General features: G+C 65.2%; 26 protein-coding genes. 6 read left to right on the top strand and 20 right to left on the bottom strand.

Going from position 1 to position 25343, the window contains the following annotated elements; genetic code table 11:
• Positions 1–44: 44 nt before the first annotated feature.
• From MAB_RS20120 to MAB_RS20130, 3 genes are read left to right on the top strand one after another with little or no spacing between them, the layout of a single operon-like run.
• Positions 45–1517 (top strand): flavin-containing monooxygenase, encoded by a 1473-nt coding sequence (locus MAB_RS20120; RefSeq protein ID WP_005094685.1) that lies wholly within the window; start codon positions 45–47, stop codon positions 1515–1517.
• The gene (locus MAB_RS20125; RefSeq protein ID WP_005094688.1) at positions 1517–2773 is read left to right on the top strand and encodes a sulfotransferase family protein; all 1257 of its coding nucleotides are present in this window, start codon (positions 1517–1519) and stop codon (positions 2771–2773) included. The genes MAB_RS20120 and MAB_RS20125 overlap by 1 nt, the downstream gene beginning before the upstream one ends.
• Before the next feature lie 4 nt (positions 2774–2777).
• The gene (locus MAB_RS20130) at positions 2778–3941 is read left to right on the top strand and encodes a hypothetical protein (protein ID WP_005112117.1); all 1164 of its coding nucleotides are present in this window, start codon (positions 2778–2780) and stop codon (positions 3939–3941) included.
• Positions 3942–3962: 21 nt separating this feature from the next.
• On the opposite strand, the gene MAB_RS20135 is transcribed toward MAB_RS20130, so the two are convergent.
• Positions 3963–4301, bottom strand: coding sequence for a DUF4229 domain-containing protein (locus MAB_RS20135; RefSeq protein WP_005088828.1), 339 nt, complete (start codon positions 4299–4301; stop codon positions 3963–3965).
• Between the two features lie 89 nt (positions 4302–4390).
• Between MAB_RS20135 and MAB_RS20140 the strand changes: the two genes are divergently transcribed.
• Positions 4391–4552, top strand: a complete 162-nt coding sequence (locus tag MAB_RS20140; RefSeq protein WP_005061846.1) for a hypothetical protein — start codon at positions 4391–4393, stop codon at positions 4550–4552.
• 29 nt (positions 4553–4581) lie between these two features.
• Here the strand turns inward: MAB_RS20140 and MAB_RS20145 are convergent, their stop codons facing one another.
• The 8 genes from MAB_RS20145 to MAB_RS20180 form a co-directional block, all read right to left on the bottom strand.
• Positions 4582–5976, bottom strand: a complete 1395-nt coding sequence (locus MAB_RS20145; RefSeq protein WP_005112119.1) for a MinD/ParA family ATP-binding protein — start codon at positions 5974–5976, stop codon at positions 4582–4584.
• 240 nt (positions 5977–6216) lie between these two features.
• The gene (gene ccsB, locus MAB_RS20150; RefSeq protein WP_005112121.1) at positions 6217–7188 is read right to left on the bottom strand and encodes a c-type cytochrome biogenesis protein CcsB; all 972 of its coding nucleotides are present in this window, start codon (positions 7186–7188) and stop codon (positions 6217–6219) included.
• Complete coding sequence (gene resB / locus MAB_RS20155) at positions 7185–8792, bottom strand: cytochrome c biogenesis protein ResB (protein ID WP_005088832.1); 1608 nt, start codon at positions 8790–8792, stop codon at positions 7185–7187. Before resB ends, ccsB begins: the two co-directional genes overlap by 4 nt.
• Positions 8792–9583: a cytochrome c biogenesis CcdA family protein gene (locus MAB_RS20160; protein WP_005080301.1), complete on the bottom strand. Its 792-nt coding sequence runs from the start codon at positions 9581–9583 to the stop codon at positions 8792–8794. The genes resB and MAB_RS20160 overlap by 1 nt, the downstream gene beginning before the upstream one ends.
• Positions 9580–10191: a TlpA disulfide reductase family protein gene (locus tag MAB_RS20165; protein ID WP_005080300.1), complete on the bottom strand. Its 612-nt coding sequence runs from the start codon at positions 10189–10191 to the stop codon at positions 9580–9582. Before MAB_RS20165 ends, MAB_RS20160 begins: the two co-directional genes overlap by 4 nt.
• 3 nt (positions 10192–10194) lie before the next feature.
• Positions 10195–10782, bottom strand: coding sequence for a histidine phosphatase family protein (locus MAB_RS20170; protein ID WP_005094697.1), 588 nt, complete (start codon positions 10780–10782; stop codon positions 10195–10197).
• Positions 10783–10831: 49 nt separating this feature from the next.
• A complete protein-coding gene (gene hemL / locus MAB_RS20175) occupies positions 10832–12136 on the bottom strand; it encodes a glutamate-1-semialdehyde 2,1-aminomutase (RefSeq protein ID WP_005112123.1) in 1305 nt (434 codons plus the stop codon).
• 52 nt (positions 12137–12188) lie between these two features.
• Complete coding sequence (locus MAB_RS20180) at positions 12189–12578, bottom strand: nitroreductase family deazaflavin-dependent oxidoreductase (protein ID WP_005088836.1); 390 nt, start codon at positions 12576–12578, stop codon at positions 12189–12191.
• A 21-nt stretch (positions 12579–12599) separates the two neighbouring features.
• Between MAB_RS20180 and MAB_RS20185 the strand changes: the two genes are divergently transcribed.
• On the top strand, positions 12600–12971 hold the full coding sequence (locus MAB_RS20185) for a nitroreductase family deazaflavin-dependent oxidoreductase (protein WP_005061864.1): 372 nt from the start codon (positions 12600–12602) through the stop codon (positions 12969–12971).
• A gap of 19 nt (positions 12972–12990) precedes the next feature.
• Here the strand turns inward: MAB_RS20185 and MAB_RS20190 are convergent, their stop codons facing one another.
• On the bottom strand, positions 12991–15075 hold the full coding sequence (locus MAB_RS20190) for a M13 family metallopeptidase (RefSeq protein WP_005112125.1): 2085 nt from the start codon (positions 15073–15075) through the stop codon (positions 12991–12993).
• Positions 15076–15173: 98 nt separating this feature from the next.
• Between MAB_RS20190 and MAB_RS20195 the strand changes: the two genes are divergently transcribed.
• On the top strand, positions 15174–15953 hold the full coding sequence (locus MAB_RS20195) for a sulfite exporter TauE/SafE family protein (protein ID WP_005114647.1): 780 nt from the start codon (positions 15174–15176) through the stop codon (positions 15951–15953).
• A 121-nt stretch (positions 15954–16074) separates the two neighbouring features.
• Here the strand turns inward: MAB_RS20195 and MAB_RS20200 are convergent, their stop codons facing one another.
• The 10 genes from MAB_RS20200 to hemC form a co-directional block, all read right to left on the bottom strand.
• The gene (locus tag MAB_RS20200) at positions 16075–16647 is read right to left on the bottom strand and encodes a hypothetical protein (RefSeq protein ID WP_005112128.1); all 573 of its coding nucleotides are present in this window, start codon (positions 16645–16647) and stop codon (positions 16075–16077) included.
• A 55-nt stretch (positions 16648–16702) separates the two neighbouring features.
• Positions 16703–18874: a heavy metal translocating P-type ATPase gene (locus MAB_RS20205; RefSeq protein ID WP_005112129.1), complete on the bottom strand. Its 2172-nt coding sequence runs from the start codon at positions 18872–18874 to the stop codon at positions 16703–16705.
• Positions 18875–18921: 47 nt separating this feature from the next.
• Positions 18922–19680: a class I SAM-dependent methyltransferase gene (locus tag MAB_RS20210; protein WP_005112131.1), complete on the bottom strand. Its 759-nt coding sequence runs from the start codon at positions 19678–19680 to the stop codon at positions 18922–18924.
• A 41-nt stretch (positions 19681–19721) separates the two neighbouring features.
• Positions 19722–19991 carry a hypothetical protein gene (locus MAB_RS20215; RefSeq protein WP_005061872.1) on the bottom strand — a complete coding sequence of 90 codons (270 nt, stop codon included), beginning with the start codon at positions 19989–19991 and terminating at the stop codon, positions 19722–19724.
• Positions 19985–20503 (bottom strand): hypothetical protein, encoded by a 519-nt coding sequence (locus tag MAB_RS20220; protein ID WP_005112133.1) that lies wholly within the window; start codon positions 20501–20503, stop codon positions 19985–19987. Before MAB_RS20220 ends, MAB_RS20215 begins: the two co-directional genes overlap by 7 nt.
• Entirely contained in the window at positions 20496–20933 is a 438-nt protein-coding gene (locus tag MAB_RS20225; protein WP_005080288.1) for a hypothetical protein, read from the bottom strand. Before MAB_RS20225 ends, MAB_RS20220 begins: the two co-directional genes overlap by 8 nt.
• A gap of 40 nt (positions 20934–20973) precedes the next feature.
• Positions 20974–21450: a hypothetical protein gene (locus MAB_RS20230; protein WP_005077855.1), complete on the bottom strand. Its 477-nt coding sequence runs from the start codon at positions 21448–21450 to the stop codon at positions 20974–20976.
• Between the two features lie 120 nt (positions 21451–21570).
• The gene (gene hemB, locus MAB_RS20235; RefSeq protein WP_005080287.1) at positions 21571–22554 is read right to left on the bottom strand and encodes a porphobilinogen synthase; all 984 of its coding nucleotides are present in this window, start codon (positions 22552–22554) and stop codon (positions 21571–21573) included.
• A gap of 26 nt (positions 22555–22580) precedes the next feature.
• On the bottom strand, positions 22581–24230 hold the full coding sequence (locus MAB_RS20240; protein WP_005080286.1) for a bifunctional uroporphyrinogen-III C-methyltransferase/uroporphyrinogen-III synthase: 1650 nt from the start codon (positions 24228–24230) through the stop codon (positions 22581–22583).
• Between the two features lie 104 nt (positions 24231–24334).
• A complete protein-coding gene (gene hemC, locus MAB_RS20245) occupies positions 24335–25255 on the bottom strand; it encodes a hydroxymethylbilane synthase (RefSeq protein WP_005061881.1) in 921 nt (306 codons plus the stop codon).
• Positions 25256–25343: the final 88 nt, after the last annotated feature.

The raw sequence follows: 25343 nt of genomic DNA on the forward strand, positions 1-25343 counted from the left end.
ATACGGCCAACACAATCCCTCCAACGCGCAGCCGGGAGAACCATATGAACCCCGCAGCAGACCGACACATCGATGCCCTCGTGATCGGCGCAGGTATCGCCGGGATCAGCGCGGCGTGGCACATTACACATCACTGCCCGTCACTCAACGTTGCGGTGTTGGAAGGCCGTTCAGAGATCGGCGGCACCTGGAGTCTGTTCCGGTATCCCGGTGTGCGTTGCGACTCTGACATGTACACGCTGGGCTTCTCCTTTGCTCCGTGGACCGGCAAAGAGGCGATCGTCGAGGGTGCGGCCATCCTGCGGTACCTGAAGGACGTGGTGGAGCAGGAAAATCTCGATCGGCTGATCCGCTTCGATCACCGCGTCCGTGAGGCGCGATGGTCGTCACAGACGTCCCTGTGGACCTTGCGGGTCGACACCCCGGCGGGCGAGCAAACCATCACGTGTTCATTTCTCATGGTGTGCACGGGCTACTACCGATACGACGGGGGTTATCTTCCTGAATTCTCCGGAATCGATGATTTCCCCGGGCCGGTGGTACATCCGCAGGAATGGCCCGACGACCTCGTAATCGCCGGTAAGCGAGTCGCTCTCATCGGCAGCGGTGCCACCGCGATGACTCTGGCACCGCGTCTGGCCGATACGGCTGACCACGTCAGTGTGGTGCAGCGCTCGCCGAGCTATGTGATCAGCCGCCCACAACGTGATCGCTTCGCCAATCTGCTGTTGCGCTGGCTACCGCGCACGGTCGCACTGCCCGTCATCCGTGCCAAAAACATTTCACTGATGACGTTTTCGCTCTACCTCGCGCGGCGGGTGCCACAGCGCATGGGTGACGCGATCGTCGACCGTGCGAAGCGCGAGCTGCCGCCCGGATACGACAGCGAAAAGCATTTCAGGCCGCGATACAAGATATGGGACAACCGGCTCTGCCTCATCCTGGATGGCGATCTGTTCCAATCGATCGGCCGCGGAGACCTGACGATGGTGACCGGGGAGATCGAGCGGTTCACCGGGGAAGGGCTACTACTCACCTCCGGGGAGCACATACCTGCCGATATCGTGGTGGCAGCCACGGGATTTCACATGCGACTGTTCGGTGGCATCGAGTTCTACCGCGACGATGAGCCCATCGATTTCAGCAGCACCGTCTGTTACAAGGGCATGATGCTGGACGGGATTCCCAACTTCGCATTCACCGTCGGATACCAGGCGGCCACCTACACCCTCAAGGCCGACATCGTGTCGCGATACGTCAGCAGGCTGCTGGGTTATCTCTTCGAGAATGGGATCGCCTCTGTGACGCCACATCTCGAGGACAGCTCGGTGGACCTGGAGCCATTCACCGGCTATCGGCCGGGTTACGTGCAACGCGTACTGGCCGACCTGCCGCGCCAGGGTTCCAAACCCCCGTGGCGGCTGAGCATGAACTACTACCGAGACATGTGGATGGCGCGCGCGCAGCCCGTCGAAGACGCCAACCTCCACTTCTCAAGAAACTCAACGGTATCGTGATGCGTGCCGGGTTCAAGGCGGCCCGTCCATGGCCGATCCGCGCGCTCAACCGCGTCGGCAACCCCTTGACGGGCATCGGCGCAGCACCCACGCTCGACACGCAGTGGCTCCGCAGCGCGGCCCGCCGGGCCACCGGACTCGAATGGGTCGCCGATGCGTATCTCGATGACGCGCTTGAGGTGTTGGCCGCATCGTTGCGCAACGATGCGAAGCTCAGTTTCCTGGGCCGAAAAATGGTGCAAGTACGGCTGGTTGGGATGTTGAGCACACGTCTGCGACTACGCGAACTGATCAGAAAGAATCCGGGTATCGCACAGCTCCCCGTCGAACCGCCCATCGTGATCGTCGGCCTACAACGCACCGGAACGACCCTGTTGCATCGTCTTCTTGCCGCGGATCCGTCGGCCGGCTCCATGAGCTCGTGGGAGGGCGCCTCGCCACTACCCCATCCCGAGCAGCCGAGCGGCGCGCCGGATCTACGAATAGCACAGGCCGCCAAGGATGAACGCTCACTGAGGTATCTGGCACCGCAGTTCTTCGCCATCCACTCCGTGGAAGCGGAAGCACCCGAAGAGGACGTGCTGCTTCTGGACTTCGCGCTGCACAGCCAGATGCCGGAGGTGATGTTTCATGTTCCGGGCTACGCGAAGTGGCTGGCCGATCAGGACATGACGCCGGCGTACGAGCTGCATCGCCTGCTCTTGCAGGTGCTGCAGTGGCAGCAGCCCCGCGGCCGCTGGGTGCTCAAGACTCCGGCCCACCTGGAGCACCTCGACGTGCTCCTGCGCGTATACCCGGGGGCGGTGGTGGTCTGGACCCACCGCGACCCGGCCCAGACCACTGCCTCGTCATCCAGCATGCTCGCGCACTACCAAGCGCTGTTCAGCGACCGAGTAGATCACCACGAGCTGGCCCGATACTGGCTCGGCAAGAACGCACAAATCATCGACCGTGCGATCGCGGTTCGCGCCGAACACCCGGCCGCCTTCGTCGATATCAATTACACCGAGCTGCTTGATGATCCGATTGCCGCGGTACAGCGGATCTATCACGCGGCGGATCGCAGGCTTTCCGACGATGCGTTAACAGCGATGCGCGTCTCGCTGCAGCAGAACCGGCAACACAAGCATGGCGAGCACAGGTACAGCCTTGCGCAATTTGGGCTGACAATAGCGGAAGTGGACGCGGCATACCGACGCTATATCGACCACTTCGCAATCCAAACGGAAAGGGGCGGAGTCCGTGGCGACCGATGATGCAGTGACCCAACCGTTCACCGACGCCATCGCCGAGGCGGAAAAACTGGTCGCCTCCGCGCCGCATATCGAATCGGAGGCCGATCTACTCGAGGGCCTCGAATACCTCGCCGGAAGCATCGCCGCATCGCTACACCTGGTCTACAACTTCAGCACAGAACATCCGGTATTGCTCAGTGGAACAGGGCCTTTCACCAAAATGGGGCTGGATAACCCCGATTTTCTGTATTTCGCGACACAGATCGACGGCCACCACGACTACGTGCTCAGTGGCACGCGGGGCAGCACGGTCGACCTGAACTTTCAGCTGTTGGATAGCGCGTACACAGATCGTGACGTGCCCGAAAGTGTCACGGCGTTCGATGACCGGAACTTGGCGATCCACGAGGACGGCAGTTATCGGGTAAGCATCGGCGCTGCGCCGGTGACGGGCTGCGACACACACATACCGATCGCCCCGCGGCCCGCCCAACTGATCGTGCGCGAGGCGTACAACGACTGGACGGAGAACCGCGGAACGGTGGCGATCAGCAGGGCCGATACCCTCGGCATCGGCGCCGCTCCCCTCACCAAGGAGTTTGTCCTAGGCCGGTACATCGGTGCCGGACATCACCTGATCAATCGCGTGAAGACGTGGCTACAGTTCCCGCAATGGTTCTACATGAACAATCCACCGAATGTCTTTGAGCCACCGCGCATTACTCCCGGTGGGCTATCCAGCCAATTCTCGTCGGTGGGCTACTTCGAACTCGAGCCCGGCCAGGCACTGATGGTCACCGTCCCGAAATCCGACGCGCCATATCAGGGATTTCAGCTGGGCAGCATGTGGTACGTGTCGCTGGACTACATCAATCATCAGACTTCGCTGAACTCCCATCAATCACATGTAGATCCCGACGGCAAAATCCGCCTGGTCATCAGCGACCAGAACCCTGGCGTCGTCAATTGGATCGAGACGGTGGGACACCGCCGGGGTTTCCTCAAATTCCGGTGGCAACGGACGAACCGGCCGATCCTCGACGAGGACGGCCCGCGGGCCGAAGTGGTGGACTTCGACCGCATCAAAGTCTCGCTACCGTTCCACGCCGACCACATCGTCACCGCGCAGCAGTGGCGGTCCCGAATCGCTGCCCGACAAACGGCCGTGGCGACCCGAATGCTGGGCTAGCTGTCAAACCGCATGAATCGGTCAGGACTCCGCGTCAGGCTTGCCTGGTCCGGTGGCTCCGTGGGGTTTTTCACCGCGCAGCCGCGCCTGCAGGTCGGCGCGGTCGGCGCGGCGCCGCTCGTCGACAACGGCGATGCTCGCGGTCACCCGACGTCGTAGCGGCGCGAACACCGCCATCCCCAACGGGAGCGCAATGATCAGCGCGAACAGAATCGCGATGGCCAGGGGGAAGTCCTCGTACCCGATGAGCCGGGCCAGCCAGAAAATGACGAGCGTCAAGACAACCGCAAGACCCAGCCGCGCCAAGGTGTACAAGGCGATGTCGATAGCGAGCCGGCTTCCCGGCGAACGTTCAGCCACGTCACCACCCTATCGCTGTGCCGAATATCGTCCTTGGCCGCGCGTATATTCGGAGTTAGTTGTTCAGGAGGCTTGCAGAAGGATTTGTTGTGTACTACGTGCTCATCGCGATCGTGCTCGGCGCGCTGGTCTACGCCGGATGGCGAATCAGCCAGTCGGTCCCGACCCGTCCGCAGACCCGCGTGACCGGCCCCGACGACGACCCCGAATTCCTCTGGCGCATCGGCAAGGACAACCCGTCGGGGCACTGAAGTCATGCGGCCGGCGGCCGCACGACTCTCTAGCCCTGGAACGTCTGCTGCTGGCGCTGAGTACCGGTGAATCCCTGTGCCACGACCGCGGCCAGCTCGATGAGCGCGCGCCGCGTCTGCGGCCGTAACCGGTCCAGGCTGATCTCGGCGCCCTCTTCCAGGTGCGGATCGAAGGGCACCAGGCGCACCGCGCGGCACCGGCGGGAGAAGTGATCGACAACCTTCTGCATGTCGACCTTGCCCGAACGCGGACGCACCGCGTTGATGACCGCGATCGAGCGGCGGACGAGTTCCCGGTGTCCGTGTGCGTCAAGCCAGTCCAGCGTCGCCGACGCACTGCGGGCACCGTCCACCGAGCCGGAGCTGATGACGACCAACGTGTCCGCCTGCTCCAGCACCGACGACATGGCCGAGTGCATGAGTCCGGTACCGCAGTCGGTAAGCACCACGCTGTAGAACTTTTCCAAGATCTCCAGGGTGCGGGAATAGTCCTCGGCGCTGAACGCCTCGGATACCGCCGGATCGCTTTCCGAGGCGAGGACCTCCAGGCGGCTGGGCCCCTGCGAGGTGTAACTGCGCACGTCGCTGTAGCGCTGAATCGAATTGGCGTCCCGCAATAGGTGACGCACCGTTGCCGGGGTCTCCAGCGGCACCTTCTGACTCAGCGTGCCGCGGTCCGGGTTGGCGTCGACGGCGATGACACGGTCACCCCGGATGGATGCGAAAGTGGCGCCCAGGGTCGCGGTGACGGTGGTCTTGCCGACACCGCCCTTGAGGCTCAGCAGGGCGATCTTGTAGCAGCCCTGCAGCGGCTGGTTCACCTGTGCGATGAGGTCGTTTTCCTCGGTCTTCTTGGTGCCCTCGCCCAGGTTGATCGTGCCGAACGACGCACGGTAGACGGTCTTGCGCCATCCGGCGGACGGCGCCGGCTTGTGCGGGCGCAGCAGCGCGGAGGTGGACAAGTCGCGGGAGGACGGCGGCAGCTCGGGCCGAATCTGCCCGCCGACTCCGGTCTGCTGGCCACCAACCGGGGTGTAGTACCGGGAGCCACCGACAGGAGGCTGCTGCGCCTGCTGCGGGATGCCCGACGGGGGAGTGTCGCTGGCCCAGCGGTCCGCCGTGAACGGCGTCGGCTGCGCAGGCTGCTCGCCGGAATCGCTGAATCGGTTGTCGGCCCGAAAGCCGCCCGGGCCGCCCGACGATCCTGCCGCGCCGACAGCGGTGGGGTCGCCCGCCTCCTGGCTACCCGATGGCGTGAAATCAAGGGGTGCGAAGGAGCCGCCCAGACTGTTCAGCGACGGCACCGCGGGATCATGTCCCAGACCCGCGATGTCCTGCTGCGGAGCAAACGGGTCCTGGAACGGGACAGCCTGAAATTGCTGGGTCATCTCATGGGGCTGCTGCGGCGTGCTCTGGCCGTACATGACCGGCTGCGCGGGCTCCTGTGCTGCCCATGGCGGGGCCGTTGGTCCACCCTGCGCCTCGTCGGCGGCGTATGGCGACGGTCCATCCGGCGCGCGGTGCGCGGGATAGTCAGACATCGGTCCCCCAATGCATTGGTTGAATGTGCAGTTCGGACACGGAGTGTTCGGAACGGCCGTTCAGAACGACTCAGCATCGCACCCTATCGCAGGTGTGATGAACCGATCTGGCAGAACAGTTCGTTAGCTCACACCAGCGTACGAGTGAAGACCAACCGTCACCAGGTTGACGAAGAACAGGTTGAACACCATGGCCACGAATCCGGCCACATTGATCCAGGCGGCCTTCTTGTCGCGCCAGCCGGCAGTGGAGCGTGCGTGGAGATAGGCCGCATAGATAACCCAGGCAACGAAGGAGACCGTTTCCTTGGGATCCCATGCCCAGAACCTTCCCCATGCCTCCTCGGCCCAGATGGCACCGAAGATCACTCCGAATCCGAAGATGGGAAAGCCAAAGATGGTGGTCCGATATGCCAGCCGATCGAGAGCCTGGGCGTCGGGCAGCCGCTGTACGAACGAGTTGTCCGGGAAGTACATCTTGGCCAAGAACAAGATGCTTGCCACCCCGGCTACCAGGAAAACACCCGAACCGAGACTGACCACGGACACGTGGATGGGCAGCCAGTACGACTGCAGGGCCGGCATCACCGGGGCGGCATAGGTGTAGAGGTAGCGGCCGGACACCGCGAGCAGGATGAGCACGGGGATCAACACGAAGACCCACAGCGCCCTGCGCCCTTCCGCGTTGCCGCGTGGGCGCAGCACGATCGCCGCCGTCACCAACCCGCACGCACAGGTGAGGTTGATGAATTCGTACATGTTGCCCCAGGGCACCCGGGTGGTGGCCACACCGCGCAGCACGATGCACAGCAGCAGCAGCCCGATACCGAGGTAGGCCAGGGCCTGCCCGGCACCACCCACCCGCTCGGCGAGCGGGCGCCTGCCTTGCGGCACCACCAGGCCCGGACGGTTCTCGCCCGCGGCTACCACATCACCGCCGGAGCTGACGAGTTCACGCTGCGCCGCCCTGTCGCTCTGCCGGTAGGCCAGCTCGATGGCCAACAGCACCAGCGCACCGACCATCACCACGATCGCCGAGGTGAAGGCGTAGTCGGAGAACTTGGCCAGATTCACATCGATATTGGTGGAATTCATTCGGCATCCTCATCTTTGTGGCCGTTTCCGGCCCTGGCTGCGCCCGTCGGCGGGAAACCCTCAAGGCAGCGGTCGCACAACCGCTCAAACTCATCGCCCCAGCCGGAGCTGTCGGTACGTGCCAGCCCTCCCAGCTCGACATTGACCGTACCCGCGGCCGCCCCAGGAGACAGCCGCGCCCAGACCCGACGGCGCTTGATGACGAGCGAGACCACCAGGCCCGCCATCATGGTCAGCGCGAAGATCAGCACCCACAGTTGGGCGGGGTCCCGCGACACCTGCAGATTCACGAAGTTCACGGCTCCGTCGAATCGGACGATCGTGCCGTCGTTCAGCTTCACCGACTGCCCGGGCAGCAGATTGGCCCGCGCCACCTGGTTCAGGCGCTTCTGCTCGATCATGCGGGGGTCGAGGTCAAAGATCGACTGCGCCCTCCCCGAGTCCAGTCCGGTGTCCCCGCGATAGATGTTGATGGCGACCGCGGGCTTGCGCATCTCCGGGAAGCTCGACGAGAGCAGCGTTCCGTGCAGTTGCTCGGTGGGGGCGAACAGTCCTTGGATGGCGATCTGGTTCTTGCGACGCACATTGGGGTCTGGGTAGGTGCCGGCAGGCGGATCGATCCGCACGGCTCCCGACGACAGCAGCGTGGTGGGGTCATCGGGTCGCCATTGGATGGTCTCGCTGCGCTTGCGGCCGTCCGGGAAGGTGACCGTGAAGGTGGGCGCGTAGCCGTACCCGAGCAGGTACACGCGGTTGCCGTTGACGCGCAGCGGATGGTTCATGGCCAGGCGATCGGGTCGCCACACGTTGTTCTGTATATCGTCGCCGGCCTGGTACTGGATATTCGATTCGAAGGAATGCGCCTGCCCGGAGGCGAGGTAGGTGGCCTTGAAATCCTGGACCTTGACACACACCGGGTCCAGGTTGGTGCCGTCGACGGTGTTACCGGCCCGGAATGAGTCGAACGCCGCCGGTGACGAGGAACAGAATCCCGGGCCATTGTCGGCGATGACGATGACGTTGCCCTCGTATCCGAACAGCTTGCCGACCGCGAACGCAACCAACAGCCCCACCAGGGACAGATGGAAGACCAGATTCCCGAACTCGCGCAGATAGCCCTTCTCCGCCGAGATCTCGGTGATCCCGTCCTTCTCTCGGGTGCTTCGGCGCCAGCCGCGAAGCCGGCCGGAGATGGCCTCGGCCAACTGCCCTTGGTCGGCGACCACGGCTCGTTCGGCGTGTTTGGGCAACCGCCCCAGGTTGCGCGGCACCGGGACCGGCTGGGCACGAAGAGCCTTGGCATGCTCGACGGTCCGGGGAATGATGCAGCCCACCAGCGAGACGAACAGCAGCACATAGATCGCGGTGAACCAGAAGCTGGAGAACACGTCGAAGGCCTGCACCCGATCCAGCCAGGGGCCGATGGTCGAGTGTTCGGCCAGGTACTCGTCGACCTTGGCTTGATTGAGTGCGCGTTGCGGCAGCATCGCGCCGGGTATCGCACCGAGCGCGAGTAGCACCAGCAGCGCCAGCGCGGTGCCCATGGAGGTCAGGCCACGCCAGGTGTTGCGCGCATACGCGAGGAGACGCTTCGCGATCGTCATCAGATGGGCAACCTCGCGTCCGAAACAAAAGAATCACGCACCCAGGCGACGAAATCAGCCCAGACACCGGTTATCAGCGCCACCCCGACCGCCAGCAGCGCGATGCCGCCGATGACCTGAATCATCCGGGTATGTCTGCGCAACCAGTCCATACCGCGCACCGCGCGCGCCGAACCGAAGGCCAGCAGCAGGAACGGCATACCCAATCCGAGGCAATAGGCAATCACCAGCGCGATCCCGCGGGCCACATCGGCACCCTCGGTGGCCGAGGCCACCGCGACCACGCCGGTCAGGGTCGGCCCCAGGCATGGTGTCCAGCCCAGCGCGAACACCGCACCCAGCAGCGGGGCACCGGCGACCGTCGAGACGCGGCGCGGCGTGAAGCGGATATCGCGTTGCAGGGCCGGCACCAGACCGATGAACACCAGACCCATCGCGATGGTGACCACTCCCCCGATGCGTTGCAGCAGCACCTGATTGGTGATCAGCGAGGTCGTCATACCCATCACCGCGACGGTGCCCAGCAGGAATACCGCGGTGAACCCCGCCACAAACAGCAGGGCCGATCCGGTGACCCGCAACCGATGAGGTTGAGCTCCGGCTCCGTTCTCCGGTCCGTTGTCAGCGCCCACCACCGCCGCCAGATAGGACAGGTAGCCGGGCACCAAGGGGATCACGCATGGCGACGCGAAAGACACCAGCCCTGCCAGCGCGCAGGCCCCCAGGGCCAGCAACAACGGTCCGCTGGTCGCCGCGTCCTGAAACGCGGAACCGGCGTCGGCGAGAATCACTTCACTTCTCCCGCAGTCTCTTTCGCCGATTCCTGTGCCAGGCGCTCTACTACTGGCCGCAGATCCTGGGCCAGCAGTTCACGGAGAAATACCGCGGCCACCCGATGCTGGCGGTCCAGCACCAGAGTCGCGGGAATGGCTCCGGTCGGAAACTTCTTGCCGAACGCGATGAGCGTGCGCATCGACGGGTCATAGATAGACGGATACGGCACCTTGCGATCGGTCACGAAGTCCTGCGCCTTGGTGATCTCGTTGTCCCGGACATTGATGCCCAAGAATTCGACACCCTGCGCGTGCGTGGCCCTGTATACGTCTTCCAACGCGGAAAACTCCGAGCGGCAGGGGCCGCACCACTGCCCCCATACGTTGATCACGACGACCCTGCCGCGGAAATCGCTCAGCGACAACGTCTTGGTGGGGTCGAGCAGACTCGGACCCGATATGGGACCGGGCGTCTGACGGGATTGCGGCGGGTCGTAGAGGATGTCTGTCTTGCCGCCCGGTGAGACGAACTGGAACTGGCCGCCGCGCGCCACCGCGTCATCACCGGTGGAACACGCGGTGATGAACAGAGCCAGCGCGGCCAGCGCCGCGACCAGAAGGCGCACTCGCTACCCCGCCGGTTCCGAGTAGACGACATCGACGAGCTGTTCCCCCTCGAACACCAGTGAGGTGAGCGAGGCGACGTTGCACTGCCGCTTGCGCGGGTCGTGCCACAGTTTTTTGCCGAGCAGGTGCTGGCGCGCGGTCCAGACCGGCAGTTGATGGCTGACGCACACCGCCTCGGCGCCTTCGGCGCTGAGGCGGGCGCGGTCGATCGCAGCCGTCATCCGCGACGCGATGTCGCGGTAGGGCTCCCCCCAGGACGGCGTGAACGGATCCCGCAGCTTCCACCAATTGCGGGGGTCGCGCAGTGCGCCGTCACCCACCGACACCTTCATGCCTTCGAAGGAGTTTCCGGCCTCGATGAGGTCGTCGTCGGTGACGATGGTGAGCCCGTGCACTTCGGCAATGGGCGTGGCCGTCTGCTGAGCCCGTAGCAGCGGCGAGGCGACCACCGCCGTGATTTTGTTGTCCACCAACGATTTTGCCACCGCAGCGGCCTGCCCCTGCCCCTTGTCCGAGAGCCGGAAGTTCGGAAGCCGACCGTAGAGGATCCCCTCGGGATTGAATACCTCGCCATGACGCATCAAATGCACGATGGTGCGGGTCTGGGATGAGCCGCTTGCGCGAAGACCATCAGTCACGTCAGTTCTCCTCGGCAGCGGCCGCGGCGCGGGCAGCGGCGGGTAACGCGTCGGCAATGCGGTCGAACGCCTCGTCATCGAGGGCGGTGGAGACGAACCAGGTCTCGAAGGCGCTGGCCGGGGGGTACACGCCACGGCTCAGCAGCCCATGGAAGAACGCGGGATAGCGCCAGGTTTCGGTGGCCTTGGCGCTCTGGAAGTCCCGCACCGGCTCCGTGCCGAAAAAGACGCTGAACATGTTGCCTGCGCGGCCGATGTGGTGCGCCACCCCCTCGGCGTCCAGCGAGGCGGTGAGCAATGCGATGAGCGCATCGGCGTTGCGGTCAAGCGTTTCATAGGCTTTCGCGTCGGCGGCGCGCAGCGACGCAAGCCCGGCCGCGACCGCCACCGGATTGCCCGACAGCGTGCCCGCCTGATACACCGGGCCCAGCGGCGCCAGCCGGTCCATGATGTCGGCCCGGCCGCCGAAGGCCGCGGCGGGCATACCGCCGCTCATCACCTTGCCGAAGGTGACCAGATCACCGGCCACCTGGTCGATGCCGTACCAACCCGACCGGCTCACCCGGAAACCCGTCATGACCTCATCCATGATGAGCAGTGCGCCATGGTTTTCGGTGATGCGCCGCAGCCCGGCGTTGAAATCCGGGCCGGGTGCCACGGTGCCCATATTGCCGGCGGCGGCCTCGGTGATCACGGCGGCGATGTGATCGCCCTGTTCGGCGAAGACCTGCGCTACCGCACCGATATCGTTGTACGGCAACACGATGGTGTCGGCCGCCGAGGCGCCGGTGACACCGGGAGAGGAGGGCAGGCCGAAGGTGGCCAGGCCGGACCCGGCATCGGCCAGCAACGCGTCGGCGTGCCCGTGGTAACAGCCTGCGAACTTGACAATCTTGGGGCGTCCGGTGAATCCGCGCGCCAGGCGCACCGCGCTCATGGTGGCTTCGGTGCCGGAGTTGACCAGACGCACCTTTTCCACGGGCTGGACGCGATCGATGATCTCGCGGGCGAGCTCGATCTCGCCCTCAACGGGCGCGCCGTAGGAAAGCCCGTCCTTGGCGGCCCGCTGCACGGCCTCCACCACCGCGGGGTGCGCGTGGCCCAGGATCAGCGGACCCCAGGAGCAGACCAGGTCCACATACCGGTTGTCGTCGACATCGGTGAGCCAGCATCCGGCGCCGGATCTGACGAACCGCGGAACCCCACCGACCGCCGCGAACGCGCGCACCGGCGAGTTCACTCCACCTGGGATGACGGTCGAGGCGTCGGCGAACAGACGTGCGGAGTTGGGAGTCTCATCAGACACGGCATCCAGTGTCTCAGCTGATGCCAAATCGTCCACTACAGGGTGTAGTGGATTAGGCAGGTCTCAACGCAAAAGTGGGGTGATCGGCGTCGTCGGGCAGCTGCGCGAAGTAACCGTCCACCACCTTGCCCGCCTTGGGTTTGTAGGCGGCGATGATGGGAGCACGATCGGCGACCGGCACCTCCGTGGCCGTGTACACCGCACGGACGCCCTTGACAGTGAGCGTGACCTGCGGATTGGCCCTAATGTTCTTGACCCACTGACTCTCCCCGCGGGTGGACACCAGGTACTTGCCCCCGTCGACGTCCACGGTGGTCACCGGAATCTGCTGCGGCTCCCCGCTGACCCGTTTGGTGATCGTGAGGGTCTCGCCGATATTGGCGGCCATCGCCAGTCGGTTGAAGACCTTGCGCACAAACCACGGGGGCTTGAGGTATGCCATGGATCACAGTTTGATAGTGGTATGCAGATACCGCAATCGGTCGCGCGCTTCAACAAATACGTCACCAACCCCGTCCAGCGCCTGTGGGCGGGCTGGGCCCCGAGCTTCGCGATCATCGAACATAAGGGCCGTAAGTCCGGCAAGGAGTTCCGGACACCGGTCACCGCATTCACAACGCCCGATGGCGTGGCCATCCTGCTGACCTACGGCCCGGACCGGGACTGGCTCAAGAACCTGCAGGCCGCCGGGGGCGGACGGGTGGTGCGCAGGGGCAAGACGCACGATGTGGTCAACCCCCGGGTGGTCAGCCGCGACGAGGCCGCGACACTGGTGAAGAGCCGCGCCTTTGGCCGGCTGCCGTTCGAGCAGGCCGTGCTGCTGACCTACGCCTAGGTTTCTCCGCGGTACGCGACTACCAGATCTTCACGAACTTGTCCGGCGAGTTCACCATGGGATCACCTGCTAGGCAACCGAATTCGGCCGCAAAGGGCGCAACGTTGGGCACCACACCGTTGATCCGCAACGCCGGCGGAGAATGCGGATCGCTGGCCAGCTGCGTGATCGCGTCCTCGGGACGTTGCTTGTCACGCCAGATGCGCGCATAGTTCAGGAAGAACCGCTGCTTCTCGTTGAACCCGACGATCCCCTTCGCCTTTTCGGCATCGTTGTGCTTGGCCAGCTCGGCCACCAGCGCGTCATACGCGGTATTCACCCCGCCGAGATCTGCGATGTTCTCGCCCAGGGTCAGCCTGCCGTCGACGTGCAGGTCGGGGCGGCCCGGAATCGGCGTGTAAGCGTTGAATTGCTCCACCAGCCGATTGGCGCGCTTGTCGAACTCCTCGCGATCGTTCGGCGTCCACCAATTGACCCGATTGCCCTCGCCGTCGAACTGGCTGCCCTCGTCGTCGAACGCGTGGGTGAACTCGTGGCCGATCACCGCACCGATACCGCCATAGTTGAACGCCGGATCGCCCTTGGCGTCATAGAAGGGCGCCTGCAGAATCGCGGCGGGAATGGTGATGCTGTTCTCGGTGGGGTCGTACTGGGCATTGACCGTCTGTGGAGTCATCCCCCACAGCGACCGGTCGGTGGGGCGCCCGATCTTGGCCATTTCGAAGTCGTAATTGAACTTCAGCGCCGCGGCCCGGTCGGTGTAGAAGTTGTCGCCGGCGAGCTTCAGTTTCGAGAAGTCCCGGTTCTTGTCGGGGAAACCCACTTTGAGAAGTAGCTTGTCCCACTTCCTTTTTGCGGCCAGCTTGGTCTGCGGACTCATCCAGTCGACGGCCTCGATGCGCTTCCGCAGCGCCTCCTTGACGTTCTGCACCACCTCGGTGGCCGACCGCTTGTCCCGATCGCTGAACATGCGCTCGACGTACAACTGGCCCAGGGCCGGACCGACCAGCGTGTTGACGATCTCCAGGCCCTGCTCCCACCGCTGTTTCTGCGCGGTCGTCCCGGTGAGGGCCGACTTGTATTTGAACGCGTTGTCGCGGAATGCCTTCGACAGTGCGTCGGCCGAGCGATGCACCGCATGGAAGGTCAGATACGACTTCCAGGTGTCCAGGTCGGTGGTGGTGAGCAGCCGGTCGAACGCCGTGAAGAACTCGGTCTCGGCAAGAGAGAACGACCTGTCCGACGGCGCACCCTGCGCCTTCAGATAGGCGCCCCATTCGAAATGGGGTGTCACCGCGTCGGCTTGCGCGACGGTGACCAGTTTGTACTGATTGGCCGGATCACGCTCCTGCACCGGGCTCAATGTCGCTGCGGCCAAGGCGGATTCCAGCGACGCCACCTGCTCGGCACGCGCCTTGGCCAGCTCTTGGTCGGCTCCGATCAAACCGAACGTCGACGCGATGTAGGCGCGGTAGGCGTCGAATACCGACGCGTACCGCGGATCGGTGTAGTAGTCCTTGGTGGGCATGCCCAACGCATCGGCACGGACGTAGCCGATCTGCTCGGTGGCATTCGCGTAGTCGGCGCCGGCCTCCAACCCGAATACCAGGTGCTGCCCGGTGGCGCCGTCCGCGGCCAGGAAGGCGGCAAGCTCCTCGGGCGTCTTGATCTGATCGATCGCGGCGAGCGTGGGGCGAATGGGGTCGTATCCGGCGGCGTCCAGCTTCGCGTCGTCGGTGGCAGCCCGGTACAGCAGCCCCACCTGATAGTTGACCGACTCATGATCGGCGGTACCGAGACCCGAGACCGCGCCGTCGACGATCTCATGCTGAACCTTGCGGGCCTCATCGTTCAGCATGTCGAAGCTGCCGTAGCTGGCCTTGTCCGCGGGAATGGTGGCCTGGGCGATCCACTTGGCGTTGACAAACCCATTGAGGTCGGCGCACGCGGCAAAACGCATGCTCAGCTGGGCGTTGTCGAACGTCGGAATGGGTGTGTTCGCGGCCACCTGCGTGGTGGGCTGGTCACGGGTACACCCCGCGATGGAGACGGTCAGCACTAGCGCCGCCACACCGGCGGATCGACTCAGACGCATGACCACCATTTTGCCCATCCGGGCCGCGAGGTCGAGCCGCACCCTGTGGCGGGTTTCACCGAGAGCCGGAATTGGTTCGGCTGGCTAACGGTCGTACGCTGGCACGGGTGCCGGTGCAAGAGATGGTCTTGATCGCGCTTGCGGCGTTCGGTGCTGGCGCGATCAACGTGGTCGCCGGGTCAGGCACCCTCATCACCTTCCCCACTCTCATCGCCTTCGGCTACCCACCCGTGGTGGCGACGATGTCCAACGCCGTCGGGCTGACCGTCGGCAGCATGACGGGCGTGTGGGGGTATCGCCGGGAGCTGTCCGGACAATGGTCGCGGCTCAAGTGGCAGATACCCGCCGTGCTGCTCGGGGCGCTCATCGGATCGTTCCTGCTGCTGCACCTCCCCGAGAAGACCTTCGTGACCGTTGTGCCGGTGCTGCTGATCCTGGCGCTGGTTCTCGTGGTGGTGGGCCCCAAGATCCAGGCCTGGGCGCGACGGCGTTCCGAGGCCCAGGGCCGGGACGCCGATCATGTGCCGCCCGGCCGGATGGCCGCACTCACCGGGGGAAACTTCCTCGTCGGCATCTACGGCGGGTATTTCACCGCCGCCCAAGGCATTATGCAGATCGCGGTGATGGGTGCGCTGCTGCCCGAATCCATGCAACGGATGAACGCGGCCAAGAACGTGTTGGCAATGATCACCAATATCGTTGCCGCACTTGCTTACACAATCGTCGCCTTCGACCGGGTGAGCTGGACGGCGGCGGGCATCATCGCCGCCGGCTCATTTGTGGGCGGTCTCGCCGGCGCCCGTTGGGGGCGCAGGCTGTCCCCCGGCGCGCTGCGTGCGGTCATCGTCGCGGTCGGCCTGATCGGCCTGTGGCGGCTGCTCTTCTAACAGGTCCCGTCTCTTCTAACAGGTGCCGTCGATCTAACAGGTGCCGTCGACACGCCGCGTTGTGATCTATCGTGCGAGTAGTTCGCGCATAACACGGCGTGTCGGCGGCAGAACAGACGGGCTAGACGACCTCGGTGAAGGCGCCGGCCAGCGTGTAGCGGACATTCTTGTTGGCCCGCGGGCTGGAGACGGATACCTGAATCTTCGGCTCGGGCTCGTTGGCGAAGAACTTGTCGACGGACAGGTGCGTTACCTTGCCGTCCTCGATACCGGAATCCTTGACCGCCGCAGTCAATACGTTGGCCAACACGGCGGGATCGACGATGTCGCTCTTGAACGAACTCTCCTCGACAATGCCCGGCTCGTTATCGCTGACGTCGACGGGCGTCGACTTCACGCTGGTGCCGTCGTACCGATACTCGTCGACGTTCTCACGCTTCTTCGGGTCGATGGCCCGCACGGCCAGCGACGGGCCGGCGACCGAGATACTGAGGTAGTCAGCCGGATTGGCACCGACCTTGTCGTTGATAGTGCCGAAGGCCTTGCTCAGCGCTTCGGCGTTCCATCGGCCGATGTCGTTGCTCGGCGCCCCGGCAGCCTGCGACGCAGCCGATTCCAGTGCGTCCGTTGCCTTTCGGCGCACGTCGGAACAACCGACGACCGACAGACTCAACGCCACACCCAGCGCGATCACACGCGTATACACCTACGAATCCTCCTGATGGTCTTCACAACATTCGCTAACGAACCTAGCGGAAGGTTCTCAGCCTCAGGCTGTTCAGTACCACGAACACAGAAGACATCGCCATCGCCGCACCCGCGATCATCGGGTTGAGCAAACCCAGCGCGGCCAGCGGAATGGCGGCGGTGTTGTAGGCGAACGCCCAGAACAAATTGGCCTTGATGGTGCCCAGTGTCTTGCGTGACAAACGCAGTGCGGTCGGCACGGTGGTCAGGTCGCCACGCACCAGGGTCAGATCGCTGGCCTCGATGGCGGCGTCGGTACCGGTGCCCATGGCCATGCCGATATCGGCGGTGGCCAGTGCGGCAGAGTCATTGACGCCGTCGCCGACCATGGCAACCCTCTTGCCCTCCGCCTGCAGGCGCTTGACGACATCGGCCTTCTCGGTGGGTTTGACCCCGGCGATGACATCACCCGCCGCGATACCGACTTCCGAGGCGACCCGCGCGGCTACTTCCGCGTTATCACCCGTCAGCAACACCGGTGTGATGCCCATGGCCTTGAGTTCGTCGATGGCTCGGCGGCTCGAGGGCTTCACCGTGTCGGCCACTTCGATCTCGCCGCGGCGCAGCCCACCCCAGCTGACCGCCGCGGTGGTGTTTTGGCCTTCGATAGCCTCGATCGAAACCTCTTGGCCGTCAACCACACCGCTGACACCGACACCGGGCTCGTTGCGGAAGTTGGTGACGGGCGACAGGGTAAGTCGAGCCGATGCTGCGGCCGCGACGATGGCCCTGGCGACCGGATGCTCGGAAGCGGATTCCACCGAGGCGGCGATGCGCAGGATTTCGTCGGCATCGGCCACGCCCGAGCCGATGCTGCGCCGCACCTCCACCACGCTCATGACGCCGGTGGTCACGGTACCGGTCTTGTCCAGCACGACGGTGTCGATGTCCTTGACGTTCTCCAGCACCTCGGGACCCTTGATCAGCACGCCCAGCTGCGCGCCCCGCCCGGTGCCCACCAGAATGGCCGTGGGGGTCGCCAATCCGAGCGCGCACGGGCAGGCGATGATCAACACCGCCACCGCCGCGGTGAACGCCGAGGCGAGCGAGTTGCCCAGGGCCGCCCAGGCCACAAAAGTCAACGCCGAGATAGCGAGCACGACGGGCACGAACACCGACGACACCCGATCGGCGAGCCGTTGCACCTGCGCCTTACCGGTCTGCGCGTCGGACACCAACCGCGCCATCCGGGCCAGTTGCGTGTCGGCGCCCACCTTGTTGGCGCGCACCACGATCCGCCCGTGGGTGTTCACGTAGCCACCCAGTACCGGCCCGCCCACGGTGACCTCCATGGGCACCGACTCGCCCGTCATCGTCGACGTGTCCAAGGCCGAGTGACCCTCGATCACCTCACCGTCGGTGGCCACGCGCTCGCCCGGGCGCACCACGAACTCGTCGCCCACCGCGAGCTGGTCGACGGGAATGCGCGTCTCGTGTCCCCCTCGCAGCACCGCGACGTCCTTGGCCCCCAGCGACAGCAGAGCGCGCAGCGCCGAGCCTGCCGAGCGCTTGGCACGAGATTCGGCGAACCGGCCCGCGAGCAGGAAGACGGTGACCGCGGCCACCACTTCGAAGTACACATGAACATCTCCGTGGGTGTGTCCGGCATTGGCGAACAGCACCCACAGCGACCACAGGTACGCGGCGATGGTGCCCAGTGAGACCAGGGTGTCCATTGTCGAGGCACCGTGACGCGCGTTGACCAACGCGGCGCGGTGGAACGGATAGCCGCCCCACAGCAGAATCGGCGTGGTCAGTGCCGCGACCAATATCTCCCAGCCGGAGAAATGTAAGGGCATCGCCATGGAGATGACCACTACCGGGATGGCCAGGATAAGCGAGCCGATGAGCCGTGACTTGAGCTGATCGTCCGGCACATCGTGGTTCATGTGATCGTGCGGATCGTGGCCGTCATGGTCGCCGGCGTGCGCATCCTGGTGTGAGCCGCCGACGACCTGCGCCGTGTAGCCCACCGATTCGACAGCCTTGACCAGATCCTCACCGGTGACCGAGCCGTCGTGTTCGACGCGGGCACTTTCCAGCGCCAGGTTCACTCGGGCGTTCACACCCGTGATCTTGTTGAGTCCTTTTTCCACACGGGACGCGCATGACGCGCACGTCATGCCATGCAGCCGCAGATCAGTGGTCTCCATGCCCGTGTTAGTGGTCTCCATACCCAGACCATACCCCTAGGGGGTACCAACTGCCAGGGTGACCTGCGCTACAGGCCCCGCCGCGCCACCACGATCTGCAACGGCATAGGCAGCTGAAGCCTGGCGCGGAGTTCGATGATGATCGACGGATCCGCATGTTCAGCAAGGCTACGTAACGCCCTCGGACCGTAGGCACGCAGCTGACTGATGGCGCCGTCATGGGCAACCGGACGCACCCATCCGACGGCCGCAGCGAAAAGGTACGCGGGCGCCAGCAGCGGAGCCGGCAAGCGCAACAGATCGATGATCAACAGAGTGCGCCCCACCCGGGTGCCCTCGACGAACACCTTCGCGGCAAGCGACGGTGGGAGATGGTGGAACGACAAGGCGAACACCACCAGATCGAACGCCCCGTCCGGCGCATCGATAGCCGTCGCGTCCATGACACGGACGCTCACCCGAGGATCCGAGCCCATACCGGACGCGGCAATCCCCGCGACGGAAGAGGGCTCGATGTCCGTCACCGTGATCGAGGCATCGGGGCGCAGCTTCAGCAGTTCACGAGACAGCCCACCGTGGGCGGCACCGAGCTCGAGCACCCGCGGACTGTCGATACCGACCAGGAATCCCGCCGCCTGTTCGGCATTCCACCTGTGCAACCCCTTCTTCTCACCCAGGAGGTCGAGCGACTCGACGACGGACCGTTTCTTCGCCGGAACATCGTCGCGGTCCAAATACTCCAGCCGATCCGTCTGCAGCTTGCGGTCCCACACGGGAGCGCCGAATCCCGCACGCGGCATCGAGTCGATATCAGCAGTTTCGGTCATGACACCAGCGTAGATTAATGTCAGCTATCCTGACATTAGAATTAGCTATGAATCGCGCGGGCGGTGCCACGCCGAGCCCGGACACCCCGCGATATCGCCATCACCAGGAATATTCCGGCGACGGCCGTGAGCGCAAGCGCCCGCGCCACGCACGCGCCGTCCAACACGGTGAAATACAGCGTCGGCTCGCCCTTCGCGACGGGTGCGACCTCAGTGGGTACACGGGCAGCCAGCGCCGCCCACGCGGCCAGGGCGACCGCCACCATTGCGATGGCCAGATCCACCGCTACTCGCGTTCCGAACTTCACCATTGCTCACTCTCACTATCGATTTCCGGGTCATCACCCAGATCCATGCCGGCCGGCGGGGCCGGCACCAACGTGGCAAGGGCTGCCCGCAGCTCCTCATGCTTCTTGGCCCACGCCTGTGCCCGGCGTCCTCCGGTCAGCCGCAGCCCGACGGGTTTGCGCCCCTTGGGCACACCTGTCAGTTCGCCCAGCGGGCGGGACTCTTCCCAGATGTGCCTGTCGTCGTCGGAATAGAGCCACCTGATCTGGCTGACCGCCAGGATCTCGCCGCCCTGCCGAAGTTCCGTGGGCGTCAGCTCCACGCTGGCATGCACCCGCACGGCATAGATCTGCAGAGAGACAAAGAACGCGACCAGAACCGCGGCGATCAATGGCATGACGGGGCTCACGCCACCCCTACCCCACACCTGCAGGCCGAACATGATCAGCCCGGCGAGCGGGCCCAACAGCAGCCACAGCCAGCGACCGCCCGGTTCATAGAACAGGCGCGGCTCAGCCTCCAACTCCTTAGCCATGATCGCCCCCGTCGAACCACTCCTGGGCGGCAGGCCTGATGATCAGCACATTGGCGACGATCAACGACAGCGCGGCGATGAGCAGCAACGGGCCCACCGAGCCCGAACTTGCCATCACGATGGCGCCGAGCACCGAAACCACCGACAGCGCGATCAGCGCCCGGCGATAGCGCTTGTCGCCCTGCCGGGTGCGTCCGGCAAGAAACGCGATGCCGGCCGCCAACAGGATGCACAGCGCGCCCCACGCCCGGAAATACGTGACGAGATTTCGCACATCCTCGTCGGTCAGACCGTGCCTGGCTGCGGCACGCACCGCGTCGTAACGCTGGGTCACCCCGGCGAGCCCGTTGAGGAACAGCGCCGCCGCCGACACCACCCAAAACCAGAAAGCCACGTCGACACTGCGCGGACGCGGCTGTTCGGCAGTCATTCGGGGCCCTTCATCATCATTCGGGCAGCGTATCGGGGCGTTACCGCTGCCTCGTCAAGTACGCGGTGGAGTCCTCGCGGTGCAGCAGGAACAACCCGCCGCAGATCAGGACGGACGCAGTGATACCCGAGAGCGCCTGCACTATCGCGGGTACACCCTGCAGGTCGATCAATCGTGTCGCGGTGAACACCACCGACCCGACGGCGCCACCCGTCAGGAATGTGCGGGCCAGCCGGTAACCCGCACGCATCAGGAAGATGCCCGTGACGACGAGAGCACCAACCACGACCACGATGAATCCGTTGAAGGCGTAGACCGTCCACAGCGGGGCGGCCTTGTGGACCTCGGGGTCCTGTTGCCACTGCCCGACATTCGCGGCCATGTAGCTCACGATCATCAAGGGAAGTGCGGCCAGCCAGAGCCAGCAGCCGGTATCGATATCGTCGGGCCGCGGCTTGGCCGGACCTGCGGAGGGTTGTCCAGCCAATCCGCTCCGATGGTGCGGATCGGGATACATCACCCAACCACGGTAATGGAGAGACGGCGGGTGCTGTCCCCGGCAACCTGATGAGTGATGGATGCAGTGGCCAAGATCGCAGGAACTGCCCTGGGCTGTGCTAGTCGGACCGAGTCGGTGCTAGTCGGAAAGCCAACCCGCGGCCTCGGCCGCCCAGTAGGTCAGCACGATATCGGCCCCCGCACGCCGGATGGAGGTCAATGTCTCCAGCGCCATAGCCTGCAGGTCAATCCAATTGTTTTGCGCCGCAGCACAGATCATCGCGTACTCGCCCGACACCTGGTAGGCAGCCACCGGCACCGGCGAGACATCGGCCACCTGCCGCAACACGTCGAGGTAGGCCATCGCCGGTTTCACCATGACGATGTCGGCGCCCTCCTGGACATCAAGCTCAAGCTCGCGGAGGGCTTCTCGTCCGTTGGCCACGTCCTGCTGATAGGTGCGGCGGTCTCCGCGCAGCGAGGAGCCCACGGCCTCCCGGAACGGGCCGAAGAACGCCGACGCGTACTTGGCGGTGTAGGCCATGATGATCACGTCGCTGTGCCCGGCGGCGTCCAGGCCCGCCCGAATCGCGGCCACCTGGCCGTCCATCATGCCGCTGGGCCCCACCACTCGCGCACCCGAATTTGCCTGCGCCACAGCCATGTGCACGTATTGCGTAAGGGTGGCGTCGTTGTCGACCCGGCCGGCGGCGTCCAGCACCCCACAGTGACCGTGATCGGTGAACTCGTCAAGGCAGGTATCGGCCATCAGGACGGTGGCGTCCCCCAGGTCCGCGGACAGCACCGACAGCGCCCGGTTCAGGATGCCGTCGGCGCACAGACCGGCGCTACCGGTGGCGTCCTTGTCTTTCTCCTGTGGCACCCCGAACAGCATCAGCCCGCCCACCCCGGCCTTGACCGCGTCCTCGGCCGCGCGGCGCAGCGATTCGGTGCTGTGCTGCACCACCCCCGGCAGCGACGAGATCGCCTTGGGCTCGGTGAGGCCGTCTGCCACGAACATCGGCAGCACCAACTGTCGCGGCGCCAACGTGGTCTCGGCAACCAACCGACGGATCGCCGGGGTGGCCCGCAGGCGGCGCGGCCGCTGGTAGGGAAAAGGCAAGGTGACGGCCTCCGCTAGCTCTCCGCTTATCTCCGCCGGCTCTTCTTACGCGGCGGCGGCAGTGCACCTTCGGTGCGCAGCCGGGCGGCGTGCTCGGCGAGGGCCTCGACCAGCGGGCCCACGGCCGCTGTCTCCGGCTGCACATCCACTCGCAACCCGAATTCGACTGCGGTCTCAGCGGTTTTCGGCCCGATGCACGCCACAATGGTGCGTGCATGCGGCTTGCCCGCGATACCCACCAGGTTGCGAACCGTAGAGCTCGAGGTGAAGCAGACCGCGTCGAACCCACCGGTCTTGATCATCTCGCGGGTCTGCGCCGCCGGCGGGGCCGCGCGCACGGTGCGGTACGCGGTCACGTCGTCGATCTCCCAGCCGCGTTCCCGCAGTCCCTCGGCGAGGGTCTCGGTGGCGATGTCGGCCCGCGGCAACAGCACCCGGTTCACCGGATCGAAAACGTCGTCATAGGGCGGGAACTCGTCGAGCAGGCCTAACGAGGACTGCTCACCGGCAGGAACCAGCTCCGGGTTGATGCCGAAGGCGCGCACCTTGTCGGCGGTCGCCTGGCCCACACATGCGATCTTCACACCGGAGAACGCGCGGGCGTCCAGGCCGAACTCGGCGAACTTCTCCCACACGGCACGCACCGCGTTGGTGGAGGTGAACACCACCCACTGGTACCGGCCGTCGACCAAACCCTTCACGGCCCTTTCCATTTGAGCCGGACTGCGCGGGGGTTCGACGGCGATGGTCGGCACCTCGACGGGCAGGGCGCCGTACCCGACCAGCTTGTCGCTCATCTCGCCGGCTTGATCCTTGGTACGGGGCACCAACACGGTCCAGCCGTACAGGGCACGGCTTTCCCACCAGTTCAGCTTCGAGCGGCCGGCGACCACGCGGCCGATCGTCAGCACCAGGGCGCCGGTCATCGGCCCGTGCGGGTCGTTGGCGTCCACCGGGACGCCGTCGATCAGCGAGGCCAGTGTGGTCTCCACGGTGCGCTGTGCGCACGTGGTGCCCTGCGCGGTGACCGCGACCAGAGTCTGGTCGGCCAGGCCATGCTCGATGAGCGCCTTGGCGGCGTCGGGCACATGTGTCGGGGTCGCGTGCAGAATCAGCGGGCCAGGAGCAGCGGCCAGGGCCGCCCAATCCACGTCGCCCCGCACATCGGCCACGGTATGGGCCGAGCCCGGAGGCAGGCCTGCGTAGGCGGGCACCGCGGTGCTCGAAGCGAGGCCGGGCAGGATTTCAAAGGCCACCTGGGTCCGCGTGACGGCATGGACCTCGGCGAGCACCGAATCGATCGAGAGTGGGTCGCCGGCGACCAACCGCACCACGTCCACACCGCTGCGGGCCTCGGCGACGAGCGTCTTGGCGACATCGGCCGGATCACCCAGGGCGGGACGAATGTCGATGGTGAGTGGCGGCTCGGCAGCGGCTTCGTTGTCCGCCGCGGCGGGAGCCTCATCGCCTCCCGTCGCCGGTTTGGCGGGCGCGGGTTCAGGAAGTTCGACCGCCGACCCCACGAGATCGAGTACCGCCTGCGGCACATCGGGATCGGTGAACGCGACCGTGGCACCTGTGAGCACCGCGCGCGCCCGGACGGTCAACAGACCGGGGTCTCCAGGTCCGGAACCAACGAACAGAATGCGCCCTGGCTTCTTGCGCCCCCTGGTCATGCGGACCTCACCTCGGTCGCACTGCGCCACGGGGTCATCACGCGCCCTCGGGTCACTACTGCCTCCCAATCAAACGGCATTACGTCGCGCTATGCCGTGTCTAGTCACCGGCCAATCAGTGCTCGCGCACCGAGATCGAGCAGTTCCCTCGCGACCGCGAGCCCAAGCTCGGCGGCCCGGTCGGGGGTGCCAATCCCGGAGGCCCGAATCACGTCAGATCCGTCCAGCGCCGCCGCACATCCGCGCAACGACAGTTCGTCGAAGACGCGGCCTTCCTCATCGATCGACTCGACCACCTCGGCGATCGCGCCGACCGGTGCGGTACAGCCCGCCTCCAGCTCGGCAAGCAGAGCCCTTTCGGCAGTCACCGCGGCGCGCGTGTCGGCGTGATCGAGTTCCGCCAGCACAGCCACCAGATCGGTGGCTTCACTGCGGCACTCCACCGCCAGCGCTCCCTGAGCCGGCGCGGGCAATACCTGCACCGGTTCCAGTGTCTCGGTGATGTGGTCCAGACGTCCGATTCGGGCCAAACCCGCCCGGGCGACTACCACACCATCAAGATCACCATTGGAGACCCTGCTCAACCTGGTATCCAGGTTGCCTCTTAGGGGGCGAATTTCCAAACCGAGACCCAGTGCTCTAAGCTGTGCCGCCCGTCGCGGGGACGAGGTACCGATGACGGATCCAGCGGGCAACTCCCCCAGCACCAATCCATCACGGGCCACCAGGGCATCCCGATAGTCTTCACGAGGTGGAATGGCCGGTATCACGAACCGCGGATCGGCGGCAGTCGGCAAATCCTTGTACGAGTGCACGGCAACGTCGACCACATCATCGGCGATGGCCTCCCGCAGAGCGGCCGTGAAGACCCCCACTCCAATTTGCTCGACAGGTGCCGCCGACTGGTCTCCGGCGGTCGTCACGATTACCAGCTCCGCCTCGTGCCCCTTGGCACGCAGCGCGTCCCGAATCCCCCCGGCCTGGGTGGTCGCCAACAGGCTGCCGCGGGTACCAATTCGGATCATGGATGAGCCTCTCGGGCGAAGACAGTCACGGTTGGATGAGCCTCTCGGGCGAAGACAGTCACGGTTGGATGGCCCAGGTGGCCCCAGC

The sequence above is a fragment of the Mycobacteroides abscessus ATCC 19977 genome (genome assembly GCF_000069185.1).
Classification (GTDB): domain Bacteria; phylum Actinomycetota; class Actinomycetes; order Mycobacteriales; family Mycobacteriaceae; genus Mycobacterium; species Mycobacterium abscessus.